Below are 16,526 nucleotides of genomic sequence, written 5' to 3' on the forward strand. Positions count from 1 at the left end.
AGCCTGCTGCTGCAGCTGATCCAGCGCCTGCTGTTCTTGCGGACTGAGTCCAAGCTGTTCGCAGGCCTGCTCGAAGCTGATCCCCGGATCTGGAACATCATGATATCCATATCGGGAGTGCTAGTTTGACTGAGCCTGCTGCTGCAGCTGATCCAGCGCCTGCTGTTCTTGCGGACTGAGTCCAAGCTGTTCGCAGGCTTGCTCGAAGCTGATTCCCCGGATCTGGAACATCATGATATCCATATCGGGAGTGCTAGTTTGACTGAGCCTGCTGCTGCAGCTGATCCAGAGCCTGCTGTTCTTGCGGACTGAGTCCAAGCTGTTCGCAGGCCTGTTCGAAGCTGATCCCCAGATGGCACATCATGATATCGATAGCGGGCAGATAGTTTTTCATTTCGTCTTCCATGGTGATCCTCCAGACCCTTCCTTATGCCCTGACCAGGGCCGGCGGGCAATTAGACTTTAGGCGTAGACTGCTCATTTGCTGAGCTCCCCTGCCACTGGCCGAGGGAATTTGCTACTCTGCTGCCAGTCAGAAGATGTTGCCGTATGACTGCGAGCAACACGTGAGGAGCAGGGCATGTTATTGAGTTTCTTGATCATCGCATCGGGCTGGTGGCACATTCGTGCGGCCTACGGCTCAGACTCCCGTCAGTTCTATATCAGCAAGCCGCTGACCATGCTGTTCATCATAGCGCTGGCGTTTGGCTATCAGAGCGATGACCATGACGGCTCACACGCTTGGATCCTGCTCGGGCTCTGCCTGTCGCTGGCCGGGGACGTACTGCTGATGTTGCCAAGGGATCGTTTCATTCAGGGCCTGGCGGCTTTTTTTGTCGCACACCTCTGCTACATAGTCGGCTTTGCCCAGGGACCCCTGGTGTTGAACCTGGTGGATGGTCTCTTGCTGCTGCTGGTGGCTGGCATGGTATTCGGCCTGCTGTGGGGCCGGTTGGGGGAGATGAAGATCCCCGTCTTCTGCTACATGCTGGTGATCATCGGCATGGCCTGGGTGGCTGCCGGTGCCTGGCACGCCTCCTTGACCGCGGGCAGTGCCGCCGCCCTGGTGGGGGCACTGATGTTCCTCTTTTCCGACAGCATGCTGGCGCTGGACAGATTCCGGCGTCCCTTTCCTCACGCCACGGCCTGGATCATGAGCAGCTACTTCGCGGCCCAGTTTCTGATCGCAGCCTCCTTGGCGGGGTGAAGAAGAGCCGGTCTCTTTCGTCACTTGCACCTGATCACCAGCAAGAAAAATGGGCCTGTTGGCCCATTTTTTTGTGTCTGTTTTTACGCCTTGGCTATGCCTCGAGCGGCTCGGCATCGGCCGCTCTGGGGGCTGGCTGCTTGAGCAGCAGCATCAGGGCGCTGGCGATGAGCAGGAAGATCCCCATCACGTAGAACACCTGGTTGTAAGCCATGATGGCAGCCTCGCGGCTGATGGTGTTCGACAGCATGGCCTGGGCCTGCTGTTGGGCCAGCTCGGGACCCGAGCCCTGCGCCATCATGCTCCGGGCCAGCTGCAGCAGGTAGCTCTGCCCTTCTATGCTGCTGGCGGCCAGGGTGCTGCTGATCTGGCTGACATGGACGCGGGTGTCGTTGTCGATCAGGGTCGCTATGATGGCGATACCAAAGGCACCCCCCAGGTTGCGCAGCACGTTGAGCAGGGTCGAGGAGGAGGGGATCTCGTCGTGACTCAGGCTGGCCGTCGCCACCAGAGAGAGCGGCACCATGATGAAGGGTTGACCCAGGGCCCGCACTATCAGCGACTGGATAAGCTGGGGGCCGGCGTAGTCGGCACTCATGTTCATGTTCATGAAGCAGCTGATGGCAAATACCAGAAAACCGAAGCTCACCAGATAGCGCGGGTCTATCTTGTGGGTCAGCTTGGGCACCAGCGGCAACACCAGCAGTTGGGGCAGCCCCATCCACATCAGCACCTCACCGATTTCCAGCGCGTTGTAGTTGTGGATCTGCGCCATGTAGAGCGGCAGCACATAGATGGAGCCCATCAGCGCCATGCCGAGCACCAGATAGGCAAAGCAGGCCAGCGCGAAGCGCGGGTTGTGCAGCAGCCGCAGGTTGACCAGCGGATGGCGTCTGAGCAGCTGGCTGATGACGAAGAACACCAAGGCCACCACAGAGATGACGGTGAGCCGCACTATGAAGCTCGAGCCAAACCAGTCCTCTCTGTTGCCCTCTTCCAGCACCACTTCCAGCAGACCCAGTCCCATCGCCATTGTGATGATGCCGATGAGATCCACCTGCTTGATCACGGTCCAGTCGACCGGCTTCTTGTCCAGACCATGGGCCAGCATGGCCATCACCAGCAGGCCGGGCGGTACGTTCAGGTAGAAGATGTAGTGCCAGGAGAGCTGCTCCGTCAGCCAGCCACCCAGAGTCGGACCTATGGCGGGGGCGAAGGTGGCACAGAGGCCGAACAGTGCCATGCCGGCCGCTCGCTTGTGCAGTGGCAGCAGGCTGACGATGAGGGAGAAGGCCATGGGGATTAGCGCCCCGCCGGTGAAACCCTGCAGCGCCCGGAAGACGATCATGCTGGTGAGGTTCCAGCTGAACGAGCAGAGCACGGAGGCGACGATAAAGGCCCCCGTGGTCCACAACAGGTAACGACGCACGCTCAGACCCCGACTCAGCCAGCCGCTCAGGGGAATGGCGATCATCTCCGCCACCAGATAGGAGGTGGAGATCCAGGAGCTCTCGCTCAGGGTGGCCGACAGGGCCCCCTGAATATCCTTCAGGGAGGCGTTGGTGATCTGGATGTCGAGGATGGCCATGAAGGCGCCAATGAGGCCCCCCATGACGGCGATCCAGTTGCGACGTGGAATGGGTTCCATCAGTTGGCTGCCATCAGGGCGGCAGGATCACGGGTATCCACTATCACCTCGGTGGAGAGGCCCGGCAGCAGCTTGCCTGCCAGGGCACCCGGCTCGGGGATGCGGATCTTGACCGGTACCCGCTGCACTATCTTGGTGAAGTTGCCGGTGGCATTCTCCGGTGGCAACAGGGCGAACCTGGCGCCGGTGGCGGGGGCCAGGCTGTCGATGATCCCCTCGACCGGTTGATCCGGATAGGCGTCAAGGATCACTTTGACCTTCTGGCCCGGTTGCATATGGTGCAGCTGGGTCTCCTTGAAATTGGCCTCGACCCACACCTGTTGCAGCGGCACCAGACTGGCGACCTGCATGCCGGACTGAACGTAGAGCCCTGCCCGCAGGCTGCGTTTGCCTATGATGCCGTCAGCCGGTGCCCGCAGCTCGGTATAGCTCAGCTCCAGTCTGGCCTGTTCCAGCTGCGCCTCGCTCAATGCCAGCCTGGCCTGATTCTGCTTGGCCTCGGCATCCAGCACCAACAGACGTTCACGGGCGGCTTGCAGGGCGGCCCTGGCTTCCTGTTCCTGCGCCTGATTGACCTGCAATCCGGCCCGCACTTCATCCAGGCTGTCTTGCGAGCTGTAATGGCGCTGGTTGAGCTGGCTGACCCTTTGCACCTGTTGTCTGGCGCGCACCTGCTCGGCATTGGCGGAGGCGACCTTGGCCTCGGCCTGACGGATCAGGCTCAGTTGCTGGGTCCGGGTCGCGGCCAGATTCTCGGCGGTCGCCTGATTGAGGTGCAGGTCGGCCTCGGCTTCGGCCACCCTGGTCTTGAACTCCCGATCGTCCAGTCGGGCGATCAGCTGACCGGCCTTCACCGCCTGGTTGTCGGTGACCAGCACCTCACTGATGTAGCCGGACAGCTTGGATCCGATCCCGGTCACTTCGCTCTGCAGGTAGGCGTTGTCGGTACTCTCGAAATAGCGGCCATGCAGATACCAGTAACCGGCGAACAGCAGGCCGAGCAGGGCCAGCACCGTGGCGGCCAGCAGGGGGATTTTCTTGTGTTGGCTCATTTTGGGGATTCCTGAACTTAAGGAGCGCAGGCTAACACTGGCCAACTGTTTCGATTAGTATCCATTAATGAGATATACAGTTTCACTGGTGCAACAATGGATCTGAACGCTGCCTTGATCCTGGTGCGGATCGTCGACAAGGGCTCCTTTACTGGGGCTGCCCAGGATCTGGGCATGACCAAGGCGACCGTGAGTCGCCGTATCGCAGAGCTGGAGCAGCGCCTCGGCGTACGACTGCTCTACCGCTCAACCCGTCAGCTCACCCTGACCGAGGCCGGTGAGCAATACTATCTGCGCTGCAGCAAGGCAGTGGATGAGCTGGCTCAGGCCGAGCTGATGGTGAGCGCCAGCCAGCAGGAGGTGACCGGCATTCTCAAGCTGGCGGTACCCATCGAGACGGGGCAGCTGGTGGTGGGTCGGCTGGTGGCCAAATTTCTGCAAGTTTATCCGGGGCTGCAGGTGGAGCTGGAGCTGACCAATCGCATCGTGGATCCCATCAATGAGGGGCTGGACGCCATAGTGCGCATCGGCGACATGAGCGATTCCAACCTGGCGGCGCGGCGACTGTGGAGCACTGAGCGGCTGCTGTGTGCCAGCCCGGATTATCTGGCCCGCAGTCCGGCCATCACTCATCCCGAGGATCTGGTGCGCCATGAAAGGGTGGCGGTGAGCAGCGGGTTTCTGGCTTCGCACTGGTGCTTCGAACTGGATGGAAGAGAGGTGCTGGTTGACCCTCCCTCCCGCTTTAGGGTTAATAATATAACCTGTGCCAGAGAGGCAGCGAAGGCGGGGCTCGGGCTCGCCTCCCTGCCCGCCATGCTTTGCCATGAGGAGCTTGCCAGCGGCGCCCTGGTGCCCCTGCTGCCCGAGTGGCAGCAGCCCAAGGTACCGATTTATCTGTTGTTCCCGGAGCGGCGGCTGATGCCGCGCAAGTTGCGGGCCTTTATCGATTTTATGGTGGCGCAGGGGGCCGATTACGGGATAGACAACTTGCTGTGACAGACAGGTCAGGGGAAGCCGTGGATCCTGGGATCCAGGTTCGATCCCGAGGATGGAAGAGGGGCATGGTGTCAGCTAGACATGGCATCAACAAGCGGTTGCAGGGGGAAGGCATGGATCAATGGATCAATCTTTATCGGGCTTCCCATTCGCTGGAGGCCCATGCCCTGAAAGGGGCGCTGGAAGTGGAAGGGGTGCTGGTGCGACTCAACGGCGAGGCCCTGTCGGGGGCGCTGGGCGAGCTGCCGGTGGATCTGTTGCAGGTGACCCTGATGGTGCGCGAGCAGGATCGCAGCAAGGCAGGACGGGTCATCGAACGTTATCAGCAGCGCCAGGGCAATGGTTGGCTCTGCGGTCAGTGCGGGGAGGAAAACGGCGCAAACTTTGAGGTCTGCTGGCGCTGTCATCACGATCCCCACGATAGTTAATCCCTCACCCTGCCTCAGCGCAGGGTGAAGTCGATATCATCTCCTGCGCTGGCGTCGTGATAGGTCGCCAGATCCAGCTCCTTCTCGCTGCGAGCAATCAGCACGGATACCAGAATATCGCCGGACACGTTGACCGTGGTACGCGCCATGTCGAGGATCCTGTCGATCCCGGCGATGAGGGCTACCCCTTCCAGCGGCAACCCTACCGCAGTGAGCGTCAGGGTCAGCAACATGAGCCCTGTGCCCGGTGTGCCTGCGGTACCGATACTGGCCAGGGTGGCGATGCTGATGATGGTCAGGTAATCCACCATGTGCAGATCCACGCCAAATGCCTGGGCCACGAACAGGGCTGTGACTCCCTGGTAGAGGGTGGTGCCGTCCATATTGATGGTGGCGCCGATGGGCAGCACCTTGGCGGTGATGGCGGGTGAGACCCCGAGGCGCTTCTCGGCGCAGGCCAGACTGATGGGCAGTGTGCTGCTGCTGGAGCTGCTGGTGAAGGCCACGGCCTGGGCATCGACGATGCTCTTGAAGTAGTGCAGCGGGTTGAGCCGCGCCAGCAGGATGAGCAGGCTGCTATAGACGCCAAGCACATGGAGCAGGCAGCCGAGATAGACGGCGCCGATCACCTTGAGCAGCGGCAATAGCAGACTCACCCCGTATTTGCCCGTCATCCAGGCCATCAGGGCGCAGACGCCGTAGGGCGCCAGCGCCATGACCATCTGGGTCAGCTTGAACATTCCCTCCGCCAGCGAGGTAAAGAAGAGGATGGCGGGGCGACCGCGTCGGCCTGTGGCGTTGAGGGCGAGGGCGAGGGCGACCGCAAAAACGATCACCTGCAGTATCTTGCCATCCACCATGGCCTGCACAGGGTTGCGTGGAACCAGATGGCTCAGCACGCTGGCCAGGGTTGGCTGTTCCGCCATGCCGACCCGCTCATAGGGCCCCATGTTGGCGCCCATGCCGGGTTCCAGCAGCCAGCCCATCATCAGACCGATGCAGATGGCGATGGCGGTGGAAAAGAGATAGAGGCCTATGGCCTTGCTGCCGATCCGATCCAGGCTCTTGCCCTTGAGCAGGGAGGTGAGGCCGGCGATGACAGAACAGAAGATGAGCGGCACCATCAGCATCTGTATGGTGTTGACGAACAGGACGCCAAGGGGCTTGAGCTGCAACGCCTGCTCACTGAAGCCGAGTCCCAGCCCGATCCCCGTCAACATACCGATCAGGGTCTTCAACCAGAGGGGACGGCGGGTCCAGATCCGCCAGGGCTTGAAAGCCAATCCATGGAACAGCATGACGCCAATGTCCTTATATTCTGTCTGCGATGGCAAAAAGGGGCGTTAGTGTAGCCATCCCCTTGTCAGGTTGCCACATTATCGACAAAGCGGTACTCACGACCAGCTTGCTATGAGGGAAAACGGCAATTTATTGGCCTATATCAAGTTCACTCCCTTCGGCGCAGGATTTAATAGGCATTAAATATGTTTATTAATGAGGTTTGCTATGACTCAATCGGTACACGGTCACGAGGTGATGGAGATGATGCTGGCACAAGGGGGGCAATTTACCCGTGCCAGCCTCAAGCAGGCGATCGATGAGCACTTCGGTGCCGATGCCCGTTTTCATACCTGCAGCGCGAGCGAGATGGATGCCGAGGCGCTGATCGCCTTCCTGGCACAGCGCGGCAAGTTCATCGAATCAGCGCAGGGTTTCCAGACCCACGCCGACAAGATCTGCAACCACGGTTGACCTTCACGGCGAGCACGTCCTTGGTGCTCGCCGAATCTTTGTCCCTTTGTTAGTATTTCCTCCTGTTTTTCTCTGCCGAAGGCTTGGCCCGGGCATTGCCCAGGAATCGTATGGACACTTTCTCCGCTGCCGTCATGTTGTTCCTGATCATGGATCCGCTGGGTAACCTGCCGGTCTTCCTGTCGATCCTGCGTCATATCGATCCCAAGCGACGGCGCAAGGTGATGATGCGGGAGCTGTTGTTTTCGCTGGCCATCATGATGGCCTTCCTGTTTGCCGGTCAGCAGATCCTCAATTTCCTCAATTTGCGCCAGGAAGCGGTGAGTATCGCAGGCGGCATCATATTATTTCTCATCGCCATCAAGATGATCTTCCCGAGCGAGGGTGGGGTGACCGGGCTGGCGGCGGGCGAGGAGCCCTTCCTGGTGCCCATGGCCATCCCCATGATTGCCGGTCCTTCGATTCTTGCATCCCTGTTGCTGCTGGCAAACCAGGAGCCGACCCGGATGACGGATTGGTCGCTGGCCCTGTTGATGGCCTGGGGGGCCAGCGCCGTGATCCTGATGTTCTACGAGGTATTCAACAAGCTGCTGGGTGAGCGAGGACTCACAGCCGTGGAACGGCTGATGGGCATGCTGCTGGTGATGATTGCGGTGCAGATGCTGCTGGACGGTGTCCACCACTATCTGGCGGTGACGGGTCAGGGCTGAGACACCAGCAGGCTGGGGTGAATGAAACGGGGCTGCTCAGAGACCCGTTTTTGTCTGTGACATGCTGAGGCTGCTGTCAGGTCTGTTCGGCTGAGGAGGTTTCCAGCTTGCTCATGATCAGTGCCAGAAGGGTTTCCCGCAGCCAGCGGTGGCCCGGGTCCTCTTCGTGGCGCTGATGCCAGATGAGCAGGTGGGAGATGCTGTCGAGTGCAATGGGCAGCGGCAGCGGCACCAGCGGATAGACCTGGGTGGCGTGGCGTGCATAGAGTCTGGAGAGGGTCACTATCATGTCCGAGTGCATGCCCATTCGCAGCGCGGCCTCGAACGAGGGCACGGTTGCCTCAATCCGGCGGTAGAGATCCATCCCCGCCAGCTTGTGATCCAGCATCCAGCGATCCCGTCCCTCGCAATAGGTCTGCACATGGGGATAGGCCAGGTAGCGGGCGAGGTCCCATTCGGGTTCGTGCAGGGCAGGGTGATCGTGCTGCACCAGACAGGTGAGATCATCGATGGCGAGCAGCCGCTGGCAGATGGCGTTGGGCAGGGTATCGAGTCGAAAGTCCGAGCTGATGCAGTTCTCCCGCACCGTGAAGGCAATATCCACCTGACCCTGGCTCATCTCGGTCAGGCTGTTCTCGGTCCACTCCTCGTAGCGCAGCCGTATGCCCGGTGCCTGCCGTTTCAGCTCGCTCAAATAGAGCGGGGCAAACAGGGTGAAGGCGCTGTCCATGCTGGCGATCACAAACTCCCGCTCTGTGCTGGCCGGATCGAAATCCGGTGGCTGGATCAGGTTGTCCAGGGACAGCAGTATGGGTTGCAGTTGCTGTTGCAGCACCAGAGCGCGGGCCGTGGGTTCCAGCCCGTAGGCGGAGCGCACGAACAGGGGATCATCGAAGGTCTCCCGCAGGCGCCCCAGGGCCTTGCTGACGGCAGACTGGCTCAGATGCAGGCGACGGGCTGCCCGGCTACCATTCCGCTCTTCCAGTAAAACTTGCAGGATAATCAATAGATTGAGGTCGATACGCCCCAGCTGTTCCAACAACATGATATGAATCCCTTTCAATTCTTAGATGAATTTATACCATTTGTTTTCATATCTTGGCGACCCTATGCTCGGTTCGTCTCTCGCCTTCATGGCGGCTGGTACAGGATGTAGCGGTTGAGGGGACAAGTAGCATCAATTCATACGGCGACCCTGGGTCGCCGTATTTTTTTGGTGATTTATTTGCAAACTTGCACCTGTCTTGATTTTGCCCAACAATCCTTGCGCCTTCTTTTGATACAAACAAAGCGTATCTATCAGTCAGGAGTATCCCGATGGGACTCGGTGGAATTCATATCTGGCATTTGTTGATCCTGCTCGTGGTGGTGCTCGTGGTGTTTGGCAGCAAACGCCTGGCCGGCGCCGGTGAGGATCTGGGCACCGCCATCAGGGATTTTCGTAACGCCTTGCGTGACGATGCCAATCATCCGAAATAAGTAGGAGTGGAAGTATGTCTGTAGACGAGAAAGTTGAATTGAACGAAACCTGCGACAGCTGCGGCTGTTTTGCCGAGATCGGCACCATCATTGGTGAAGGTGACGATCTGATGGAGCTGGTGATCGAAGCTGCAACAGAAGCCGATGCCCGCGCCAAGCTGGCGGCCTATGAGGCGCTGGCCAAGCAGGTGACCGCCGAAGCCATGATCAGCAGCGAGCTGGGCCAGGGGGCCAGCGGCGTGATCCTGAAGGCCCGGCTGCAATTCACCTGCACCGCCGAAAAGCTGATTTTCGAGCTGCGTGCCCGCTCTATCTGAGCCCGGTAATGACACGGCGGGTTCGCCTGCCGTGTTGACCCTTCTGCTGTGGGTCTGCGTTCTATAGTTAGTTATCCCACAGACGGTTTGCCCGGCGGGAGTCGGCCAACAGAAGGCGATTACATCATGATGCAGCGATGGATCTGGGGCCTGCTGGCCCTCTGGTGTCTTCCTCTGCTGGCGGCGGACCTCAAGCCACAGCGCTTGCCCCAACCCGGGGATCTCGAACATATACTGCAAAAGAAAGAACTCAGGGCCCTGGTGGTCTATGAGCGTGGTTTCTTTTTTCTCGATAAAGGCGCCCAGCACGGCATTCTGGTCAATCAGCTGCAGGGTTTCGAGCGCTGGCTGAACCAGACCTACCTCGCCAGGGAGCAGATCAAGCTCAAGATCATCTACATACCGGTGCGCCAGGACAAGCTGCTGGACTACCTCACCGAGGGGCGTGGCGATCTGGTGGCGGCCAACATGACGGTGACCCCGACCCGGCGTGAGCAGGTGGCCTTCTCCAATCCGGTGATCACCCCCATCGAAGAGTGGATCGTGAGTCAGCAGGCTCTGCCGACGTTCAACCGTATCACCCAGCTTTCCGGCCGGCGCGTCTGGGTGCGGGCCAGCTCCAGTTATTACGAGAGTCTGCGCCAGCTCAACTGGTTGTTTCGAGAGCTAGGGCTTCCCCCCATCTATATCGAAACTGTCCCCGAATACCTGCAGGATGTGGATCTGCTGGAGATGGTGGCGGCAGGCATCATCCCCCTCACAGTGACCGACAGCTTCAAGGGGCGCATCTGGCTTGGGATGATCAGCGGCCTCAGGGCCCACAAGCTGATCCCGCTGCGGGATAATGGCCGCAGTGCCTGGGCCCTGCGTAAAAACAGCCCCGAGCTGCTCAAGGCGGTCAACGGTTACCTGGCCGATACGGGCAAGCACTCCCTCTACAACGACATGACATTGCGCCAGTTGCTGGTGCGCAGCGACCAGATGAGCAATATTCTGGCGCCCGATCCCATGGGGCGGCTCTCGACCATCCGCAAGGTGCTTGAGCTGTATGCCGACAAGTATCAACTGGACTGGCTGATGCTGGCGGCACTGGCCTACAAGGAGTCTGGGCTCAATACCGGCGCGCGCTCGGTACGTGGGGCCGTGGGGATCATGCAGCTGTTGCCGAGTACCGGCAGCGAGGTGGGCATACGTGGCGCCAGGTTAGCCAGTCTGGAGGGCAATGTGGAGGCGGCTTGCCGCTATCTGCGGTTGATCCTGGACACCTATTTCAACGATCCTGCGCTGGATCAGCTCAATCGCCACCTGTTTGCACTGGCTGCCTATAATGCCGGACCGAACCGGGTACAGGCACTCAGGGCCAGGGCGCAAGCCGCCGGGCTGGATCCCAACGTCTGGTTTGGCAACGTGGAGCAGCTGGTGGCCAACGAGGTGGGGCAGGGCCCCATCAACTACGTCAGTACCATCTACAAGTACTATGTGGCCTATCGCTTCAGCCTGCCACAGTTGGAGGGCAAGGCGGCCGCCATAGAGGCGGCCCGGCCCTGATCACCCCACCGATCAGGGGGATCTTCAGTGGGGCTGCTCGGGAGAAGAAAAGGGTTCCCAGCCCTGATCCCTGTGTTGCAGATACCAGGGGGTCAGCTGGCCGGTCGGGGAGGGATCCGGCTGGCTGGCTTGCGGTCGATAGCTGATGGCGGGGCGATCACTGAGTTCCATGGTAAATTCCTTTATCCACATTCCAACGAGGCCTGTAGCCAGCGTTATGCCATTCCTCCATGACAAGCAGATGACGCCATGATCCCGGGTGAGTTTGCACTGATCGACCAGCCCGAACTGGCACTCAAGGTGCGTTGCCAGCTGATCCGTAACGCCCGCAGCCGGATCCAGGCCCAGTACTACAGCTGGGAAGAGGACAGCAGCGGCAAGCTGTTGCTGTCCGAGTTGCTGCACGCAGCCCGGCGCGGGGTGCGGGTACAGCTGCTCATTGACGACCTTTATGCCGGTGAAAACCGTTTTCTGGAGATAGTCGCGCGTCAGCCCGGCATAGAAGTGCGGCTGTTCAATCCGTTCTGGTTGCGGGGCTGGCGCCCGCTGACCCTGCTGCTGGAGGGGCTGCTCAGCTTTCGCCGCATCAATCACCGCATGCACAACAAGTTGCTGCTGGTGGATGGCCGCCAGGCAGTGATCGGTGGCCGCAACATAGGTGACCGCTATTTCGGGCTGGGCGGTACGCCCCGATTCGTCGATCTGGACCTCGCCTGCCGCGGCCCTGTCTGCCAGCAGGCAGAACAGGGCTTCGACCAATTCTGGCGCAGTCGCTGGAGTCACCCGATCCGCCGCCTGTTGCGCCGTCCCCTGCAGCGGGCCGAGGTGACAGTGGTGAACGACTTCCTGCTCACAATGACAGATCCGCACGTAGCTGCGGTCTACGACCTGCCTGCCAGTCTGTTCGAAGCCGAGCCCATCTCCCTGACCTGGCATCAGGGGCGGGCCGAGGTGTGGTTCGACCGACCCGGCAAGGGGCTGGTGTCGCGACCGACCACGGCGCCCCTGCTTTGGCGCAAGCTGGCTGACAACGCGGGCTCCCTGAAGTTGGTGAGTCCTTACCTGATCCTGACCCGTGGGTTGCGCCGTCGGCTCAGGCAGCAGCGCCAGGCTGGGGTGAATATCGAGATCCTCACCAACTCCCTGGCCAGTACGGATGTACCCCTGGTGTATGGTGCTTACCGGCGCCATCGTCCCTGGATGATCCGGCAGGGGATAGCGCTGTCCGAGCTGGAGGGGGATACCCTCAGCCTGCATGCCAAGTTGATCCTGATCGGGGACGGGGAGGCGCTGCTTGGCAGCTTCAATCTGGATCCTCGATCCCTGATGCTCAACACCGAATTGATGTTGCATCTCGAGTGCCCAGCGCTCTGCGCCGAGCTGCAGCAGTGGCTGACGCACTGGCAGCAGCTGTCTGCTCATTCAGTGGCTGCGCCTCACTCAACCCTGCGCCGGCTGTTGGCGAAGATGAGTGACTGGTTGCCCTTGCAGCGCTGGTTGTGAGCGTGTGCGAGATCTCGTAAAGCCTTGTGCGCCTTAGAGGATAACGTTTGCCATCCAAAGGCGATATTCTATCTTATCGTATTGTTTTTAATCAGATTGTTCTTGTGCAGGAATCCTGGTAGCGCACTGTCGCTTGCATGGCAGACTGAATAAAACGGTTTTTTATTTTATTTAAGTGCGTAATATTTCACTCGCAAGGACAAACACGGCGGCTCGTCCATCGTGTGGAAAAAGGTCGTGAAGGGAACCGCCAGTTGGATCGCTCCAGCAGGCACCTGATTCGGATGGGTAGCGGAAACTCAAGAAACAGGGCAGAACCCGGCAGGACCGGACTCCAATATGGAACATGCTATTTGCGAGGGGGTGACATGGAAATGTCACCCCATTTTTTATGGCCAGACCCCAAGTTTGTGCCCATAAAAAGACCGCCGGTTGGCGGTCTCTGTGTGCTGTGGCGGGGCCTGTAACTCAGGCGATGCCCGCCAGCAACCGACTCCAGTTGCGCTTGCTGGCAACGAAGCCGTCGTGCAGGTTGCGATATTCCAGTTGCAGTTTCAGCTTGTCGTAGCGGGCCAGCGCCTTGCGTTTGCGCTGCTCCAGCAGGGATTTGCGGCTGGCATAGTAGAGCTGCAACTGCTGGCTCAGTTTGTCGTACTCCTCCTGCAACAATGCCTGCCACAGCTCCCTGTCTTCGCGTTTGCGCAATTTGGCCTGGGCGCGCTTGAGTTGCATCTCAAGTCTTGCCTGTTCGATCCGCTCTTCCGGGCAGGACCTCAGATCCCGGGCCAGCCCGCACCAGGAGGCGCTGCGGATCAGCCACTTGGTGGGATCGAACTGCCACCAGCGGATGCCGTTGCGGTAGTCGTTCTCGAACAGGTGGTGGAAGTTGTGATAACCCTCGCCGAAGGTGAAGAAAGCCAGGATGCCGTTGTCCCGTGCCGTGTTGCGGTCAGTAAATGGCTGACTGCCCCAGATGTGGGCCAGGGAGTTGATGAAGAAGGTGGTGTGGTGGGTCATCACCATGCGCAGCACCCCTGCCAGCAGCAGCATGCCGAGCAGATCGCCGTGGACAAGCCCCAGCAGCAGCGGAATGCCCAGATTGGTGGCCAGGGTCAGCGCCAGATAGTGCTTGTGCTGGAAGGCAACGATGGGGTTGTTCTGCAGATCCCGCACGTTGCTGTAATCGTTATAGATCTCGCGTTGGTACTCGCGCAGCATCCAGCCAATGTGGGAATACCAGAAGCCGCGACCCGCGCTGTAGGGATCCTTCAGATTGTCATCCACATGGCGATGGTGACGGCGATGATCGGAAGACCAGTGCAGTGCCGAGTTCTGCAGGGCGAGGGCGCCGCCGATGGCGAAGATCCACTGCAGGATCCGGTGGGCCTTGTAGGCCTTGTGTGACCAGAGGCGGTGATAACCGGCTGTGATGGAGATGCCGCTGTAACAGAACAGCAGCAGGAAGCAGCTCCACTGCCAGAGGTCATAGCCATGGGTCATACCGTACCAGGGCACGGCGATCAGTGCGGTCAGCCCGGAGAGGGCAAACAGCAGGGTGTTGGTCATGATGATAGGTGGGCGTTCCATCTCACTCGGTTCCTTTCAGCGAACAGCTGTGCGCCATTCTCCATGTAGCAAGAATTCGGGTCAATGGTAAAAAAGTAGGAGACAAACCTGATCCTGGCTCGGCCTTCGGGTTATCATTTGGCCTCGATAACCTGAAGGTGACTGTTTTCGTGGGTATTCGCGCGCAACAAAAAGAAAAAACCCGGCGTACTCTGATCGATGCGGCGTTCAGCCAACTGTGCGCCAATCGCAGTTTTTCCAACCTCAGTTTGCGGGAAGTGGCTCGGGAGGCCGGCATAGCACCGACCTCCTTCTATCGCCATTTTCGCGACATGGAGGAGCTGGGCCTGACGCTGGTGGATGAAGGGGGCCTGACCCTGCGCCAGTTGATGCGTCAGGCTCGCCAGCGCATCGCGGGTGGTGGCAGTGTCATCAGCACCTCGGTGCAGACTTTCATGGAATTTGTCGAGAACAACCCGAATATCTTCCGGCTGCTGCTGCGCGAGCGTTCCGGTACCTCGGCTGCATTTCGTCAGGCGGTGGCGCGGGAGATCCAGCACTTCATCGCCGAGCTGACTGACTACCTTGAAGCGACCTCGGGGGCTCCGCGGGAGGAGGCCTACATCCAGGCCGAGGCCATGGTGACCATCGTCTTCAGCGCCGGTGCCGATGCGCTCGACATGACGAGCGAGGAGTGTCGGGCCTTGTCAGATCGCACCATACGCCAGCTGCGCATGATCGCCATGGGCGCCGAAGTTCAGAACCAGAAGCGCCGTGAACCTCTCTCTTAAGTCAACAGGATGGACAGCTCCATGCATGACCAGAATCTGATCCCGAAGAAACCCCTGCTGCTGGCCCTGCTCGTTGGTATCTGTGGCGATGCCTCCCTGTCGGCCCTGACCGAGCCTGCGGTGCCCTTCTCTTTCTTTCCCATGATTGCCCTGGTGCTGGCGGCTTATCAGCTCTATCAGCACTACCGCCATGTCTCGCTGGAGGGCAATACCCCGGTTTGCATGCTGCTCTGCTTCTTCATCGGCGGGTTCGGGCATGCGGCGCTGGTCAAGGTGCAGTATCCCGAGCTTGGCAGCAATTTCTTCTCGCTCATCATGATGCTGTTGCTGCTCGCCGTGTTGTCGATCAAGCTGGGTATCAGTGTGGGGAAAAAAGAGAAGGAGTGACCAGCACTCCTTCCTGAACCATGACAGTGCCGGCATCAGCCGGCGCTGTTGATATCTGTGCCATGCTGTTTGGCTTCTATGATGGCTTTGAGTCGGGCGCGGATATCAGCCATGCCGAAGACGCCGAACACCAGTATCAGTATGACTTCGAGCCGGGTGACCACGAAGTAGGGTTTGCAGGCAGACTTGACCATGCTGGCCTGCACCAGGTGGACCAGGGCGATGAGCAGGCCGCAGATCGGCAAAAGATCATTCAGCTTGCCGGGTAGCGGAGCCACCAGACTGACCAGCACGCCGAACCAGAAGAACAGGGTCAGCCCCATCGCCAACAGATTAAACACCCGCTTCATTGCTCACCTCCCGCAGATCGAGTTGATAGCAGACCTGACCGGCCTGCTTGTCTTTGAGTCGTTGCCCAAATTGACGGGGAGGGGCCAACGCTCGTTCCCCTTCCTACACGGAATTTAAACCGCAGCGTCATTCTTGGTGTCCCGCAGATAGAGTTGATAGCAGACTTGACCGGCCTGTTTGTCCTTGAGCAGTTGCCAGCTGGCGGGCAACGCCAGGTCGGCCATCTCTTTCTCCCGCTCCAGATAGATCAGAGCATCCGGTGCCAGCCAGCCGTGCTGTTCCAGCAGATCGCACACCCGGGGCAGCAGCTCGCGCCGAAACGGCGGATCCAGGAACACCAGGTCGAACGGGGTGGCCGGGCCTTGCAGCCAACTGACGGCATCGGACTGGATCACCAGGCCCTTGCTGCTGCCAAGGGCGGTCAGGTTCTTTCTGATCTGGTCGGCGGCACCTTTGTCCATCTCGACCAGAGTGACCTGCTCGGCATAGCGCGACAGCGCCTCCAGCCCCAGGCCGCCGCTGCCGGCAAACAGATCGAGACAGCGAACGCCACGCACATGGGGAGCCAGCCAGTTGAAGATGGTCTCCTTGACGCGATCCGTGGTGGGTCTGAGCCCTTCCACATCCTTGACCGGCAATTTTCGGCCCTTCCACTGGCCGCTGATGATTCTTACAAAGCCCGATTTCCCCTGCGGGGCCGGGCTCTTGTTCGGGATGTTACGGCTGGGTTTCACTCTGGGCATCGCGTTTCGTCGTCAGAAAATAAAGTGGTAGTATAAGGCGGTTCA

Annotated in this window: 21 protein-coding genes; 11 read left to right on the plus strand and 10 right to left on the minus strand. The window is 59.8% G+C overall.

Features of this window, described 5'->3' with window-relative positions; genetic code table 11:
* Nucleotides 1-120: 120 nt before the first annotated feature.
* Both GWQ31_RS18280 and GWQ31_RS18285 read right to left on the minus strand, forming a co-directional pair.
* The gene (locus GWQ31_RS18280; protein WP_275909975.1) at nucleotides 121-243 is read right to left on the minus strand and encodes a hypothetical protein; all 123 of its coding nucleotides are present in this window, start codon (nucleotides 241-243) and stop codon (nucleotides 121-123) included.
* 10 nt (nucleotides 244-253) lie between these two features.
* Nucleotides 254-406, minus strand: a complete 153-nt coding sequence (locus tag GWQ31_RS18285; RefSeq protein ID WP_005316486.1) for a hypothetical protein — start codon at nucleotides 404-406, stop codon at nucleotides 254-256.
* 174 nt (nucleotides 407-580) lie between these two features.
* Here GWQ31_RS18285 and GWQ31_RS18290 point away from each other — a divergent pair, with 174 nt between their 5' ends.
* Complete coding sequence (locus GWQ31_RS18290; RefSeq protein WP_005316484.1) at nucleotides 581-1,207, plus strand: lysoplasmalogenase; 627 nt, start codon at nucleotides 581-583, stop codon at nucleotides 1,205-1,207.
* A 94-nt stretch (nucleotides 1,208-1,301) separates the two neighbouring features.
* Here GWQ31_RS18290 and GWQ31_RS18295 read toward each other — a convergent pair whose 3' ends face one another.
* Together GWQ31_RS18295 and GWQ31_RS18300 are read right to left on the minus strand one after the other, a co-directional pair.
* Nucleotides 1,302-2,855, minus strand: a complete 1,554-nt coding sequence (locus GWQ31_RS18295) for a DHA2 family efflux MFS transporter permease subunit (RefSeq protein ID WP_275909976.1) — start codon at nucleotides 2,853-2,855, stop codon at nucleotides 1,302-1,304.
* Nucleotides 2,855-3,907, minus strand: coding sequence for an HlyD family secretion protein (locus tag GWQ31_RS18300; protein WP_275909977.1), 1,053 nt, complete (start codon nucleotides 3,905-3,907; stop codon nucleotides 2,855-2,857). The genes GWQ31_RS18295 and GWQ31_RS18300 overlap by 1 nt, the downstream gene beginning before the upstream one ends.
* A gap of 96 nt (nucleotides 3,908-4,003) precedes the next feature.
* Here GWQ31_RS18300 and GWQ31_RS18305 point away from each other — a divergent pair, with 96 nt between their 5' ends.
* Together GWQ31_RS18305 and GWQ31_RS18310 are read left to right on the plus strand one after the other, a co-directional pair.
* A complete protein-coding gene (locus tag GWQ31_RS18305) occupies nucleotides 4,004-4,906 on the plus strand; it encodes a LysR family transcriptional regulator (RefSeq protein WP_017413013.1) in 903 nt (300 codons plus the stop codon).
* 113 nt (nucleotides 4,907-5,019) lie between these two features.
* A complete protein-coding gene (locus GWQ31_RS18310) occupies nucleotides 5,020-5,334 on the plus strand; it encodes a DUF2007 domain-containing protein (protein ID WP_042467471.1) in 315 nt (104 codons plus the stop codon).
* A 14-nt stretch (nucleotides 5,335-5,348) separates the two neighbouring features.
* Here the strand turns inward: GWQ31_RS18310 and GWQ31_RS18315 are convergent, their stop codons facing one another.
* Nucleotides 5,349-6,632 (minus strand): dicarboxylate/amino acid:cation symporter, encoded by a 1,284-nt coding sequence (locus tag GWQ31_RS18315; protein WP_275909978.1) that lies wholly within the window; start codon nucleotides 6,630-6,632, stop codon nucleotides 5,349-5,351.
* 208 nt (nucleotides 6,633-6,840) lie between these two features.
* Here GWQ31_RS18315 and GWQ31_RS18320 point away from each other — a divergent pair, with 208 nt between their 5' ends.
* Both GWQ31_RS18320 and GWQ31_RS18325 read left to right on the plus strand, forming a co-directional pair.
* Nucleotides 6,841-7,086 (plus strand): YecH family metal-binding protein, encoded by a 246-nt coding sequence (locus tag GWQ31_RS18320; RefSeq protein ID WP_005316470.1) that lies wholly within the window; start codon nucleotides 6,841-6,843, stop codon nucleotides 7,084-7,086.
* A 110-nt stretch (nucleotides 7,087-7,196) separates the two neighbouring features.
* Complete coding sequence (locus tag GWQ31_RS18325; protein WP_005316467.1) at nucleotides 7,197-7,796, plus strand: YhgN family NAAT transporter; 600 nt, start codon at nucleotides 7,197-7,199, stop codon at nucleotides 7,794-7,796.
* A 76-nt stretch (nucleotides 7,797-7,872) separates the two neighbouring features.
* On the opposite strand, the gene GWQ31_RS18330 is transcribed toward GWQ31_RS18325, so the two are convergent.
* Nucleotides 7,873-8,841 (minus strand): LysR substrate-binding domain-containing protein, encoded by a 969-nt coding sequence (locus GWQ31_RS18330; RefSeq protein WP_021140170.1) that lies wholly within the window; start codon nucleotides 8,839-8,841, stop codon nucleotides 7,873-7,875.
* Between the two features lie 272 nt (nucleotides 8,842-9,113).
* On the opposite strand from GWQ31_RS18330, the gene tatA reads away from it, so the two are divergent.
* From tatA to GWQ31_RS18345, 3 genes are all read left to right on the plus strand, one after another.
* Nucleotides 9,114-9,275, plus strand: coding sequence for a twin-arginine translocase TatA/TatE family subunit (gene tatA / locus GWQ31_RS18335; protein ID WP_111589336.1), 162 nt, complete (start codon nucleotides 9,114-9,116; stop codon nucleotides 9,273-9,275).
* Between the two features lie 14 nt (nucleotides 9,276-9,289).
* Complete coding sequence (locus GWQ31_RS18340) at nucleotides 9,290-9,592, plus strand: YfcZ/YiiS family protein (protein ID WP_265462756.1); 303 nt, start codon at nucleotides 9,290-9,292, stop codon at nucleotides 9,590-9,592.
* Nucleotides 9,593-9,718: 126 nt separating this feature from the next.
* The gene (locus GWQ31_RS18345; RefSeq protein ID WP_275909979.1) at nucleotides 9,719-11,140 is read left to right on the plus strand and encodes a lytic transglycosylase F; all 1,422 of its coding nucleotides are present in this window, start codon (nucleotides 9,719-9,721) and stop codon (nucleotides 11,138-11,140) included.
* A 24-nt stretch (nucleotides 11,141-11,164) separates the two neighbouring features.
* Here the strand turns inward: GWQ31_RS18345 and GWQ31_RS18350 are convergent, their stop codons facing one another.
* Nucleotides 11,165-11,311 (minus strand): hypothetical protein, encoded by a 147-nt coding sequence (locus tag GWQ31_RS18350; protein ID WP_005316451.1) that lies wholly within the window; start codon nucleotides 11,309-11,311, stop codon nucleotides 11,165-11,167.
* Between the two features lie 78 nt (nucleotides 11,312-11,389).
* Between GWQ31_RS18350 and GWQ31_RS18355 the strand changes: the two genes are divergently transcribed.
* Nucleotides 11,390-12,643 (plus strand): phospholipase D family protein, encoded by a 1,254-nt coding sequence (locus GWQ31_RS18355; RefSeq protein ID WP_265462753.1) that lies wholly within the window; start codon nucleotides 11,390-11,392, stop codon nucleotides 12,641-12,643.
* Nucleotides 12,644-13,111: 468 nt separating this feature from the next.
* On the opposite strand, the gene GWQ31_RS18360 is transcribed toward GWQ31_RS18355, so the two are convergent.
* Nucleotides 13,112-14,230 (minus strand): fatty acid desaturase, encoded by a 1,119-nt coding sequence (locus GWQ31_RS18360; protein ID WP_021140173.1) that lies wholly within the window; start codon nucleotides 14,228-14,230, stop codon nucleotides 13,112-13,114.
* Nucleotides 14,231-14,379: 149 nt separating this feature from the next.
* On the opposite strand from GWQ31_RS18360, the gene fabR reads away from it, so the two are divergent.
* Nucleotides 14,380-15,000, plus strand: coding sequence for an HTH-type transcriptional repressor FabR (fabR, locus tag GWQ31_RS18365; protein WP_005316443.1), 621 nt, complete (start codon nucleotides 14,380-14,382; stop codon nucleotides 14,998-15,000).
* Nucleotides 15,001-15,021: 21 nt separating this feature from the next.
* Nucleotides 15,022-15,387 (plus strand): YijD family membrane protein, encoded by a 366-nt coding sequence (locus GWQ31_RS18370; protein WP_111589339.1) that lies wholly within the window; start codon nucleotides 15,022-15,024, stop codon nucleotides 15,385-15,387.
* Nucleotides 15,388-15,422: 35 nt separating this feature from the next.
* On the opposite strand, the gene GWQ31_RS18375 is transcribed toward GWQ31_RS18370, so the two are convergent.
* Complete coding sequence (locus GWQ31_RS18375) at nucleotides 15,423-15,737, minus strand: DUF1145 domain-containing protein (protein WP_275908217.1); 315 nt, start codon at nucleotides 15,735-15,737, stop codon at nucleotides 15,423-15,425.
* A gap of 114 nt (nucleotides 15,738-15,851) precedes the next feature.
* Nucleotides 15,852-16,481 carry a 16S rRNA (guanine(966)-N(2))-methyltransferase RsmD gene (rsmD, locus tag GWQ31_RS18380; protein ID WP_059168900.1) on the minus strand — a complete coding sequence of 210 codons (630 nt, stop codon included), beginning with the start codon at nucleotides 16,479-16,481 and terminating at the stop codon, nucleotides 15,852-15,854.
* Nucleotides 16,482-16,526: the final 45 nt, after the last annotated feature.

Origin of the sequence: Aeromonas sp. 2MA4 (assembly GCF_029237305.1) — a bacterium.
GTDB lineage: Bacteria > Pseudomonadota > Gammaproteobacteria > Enterobacterales > Aeromonadaceae > Aeromonas > Aeromonas salmonicida.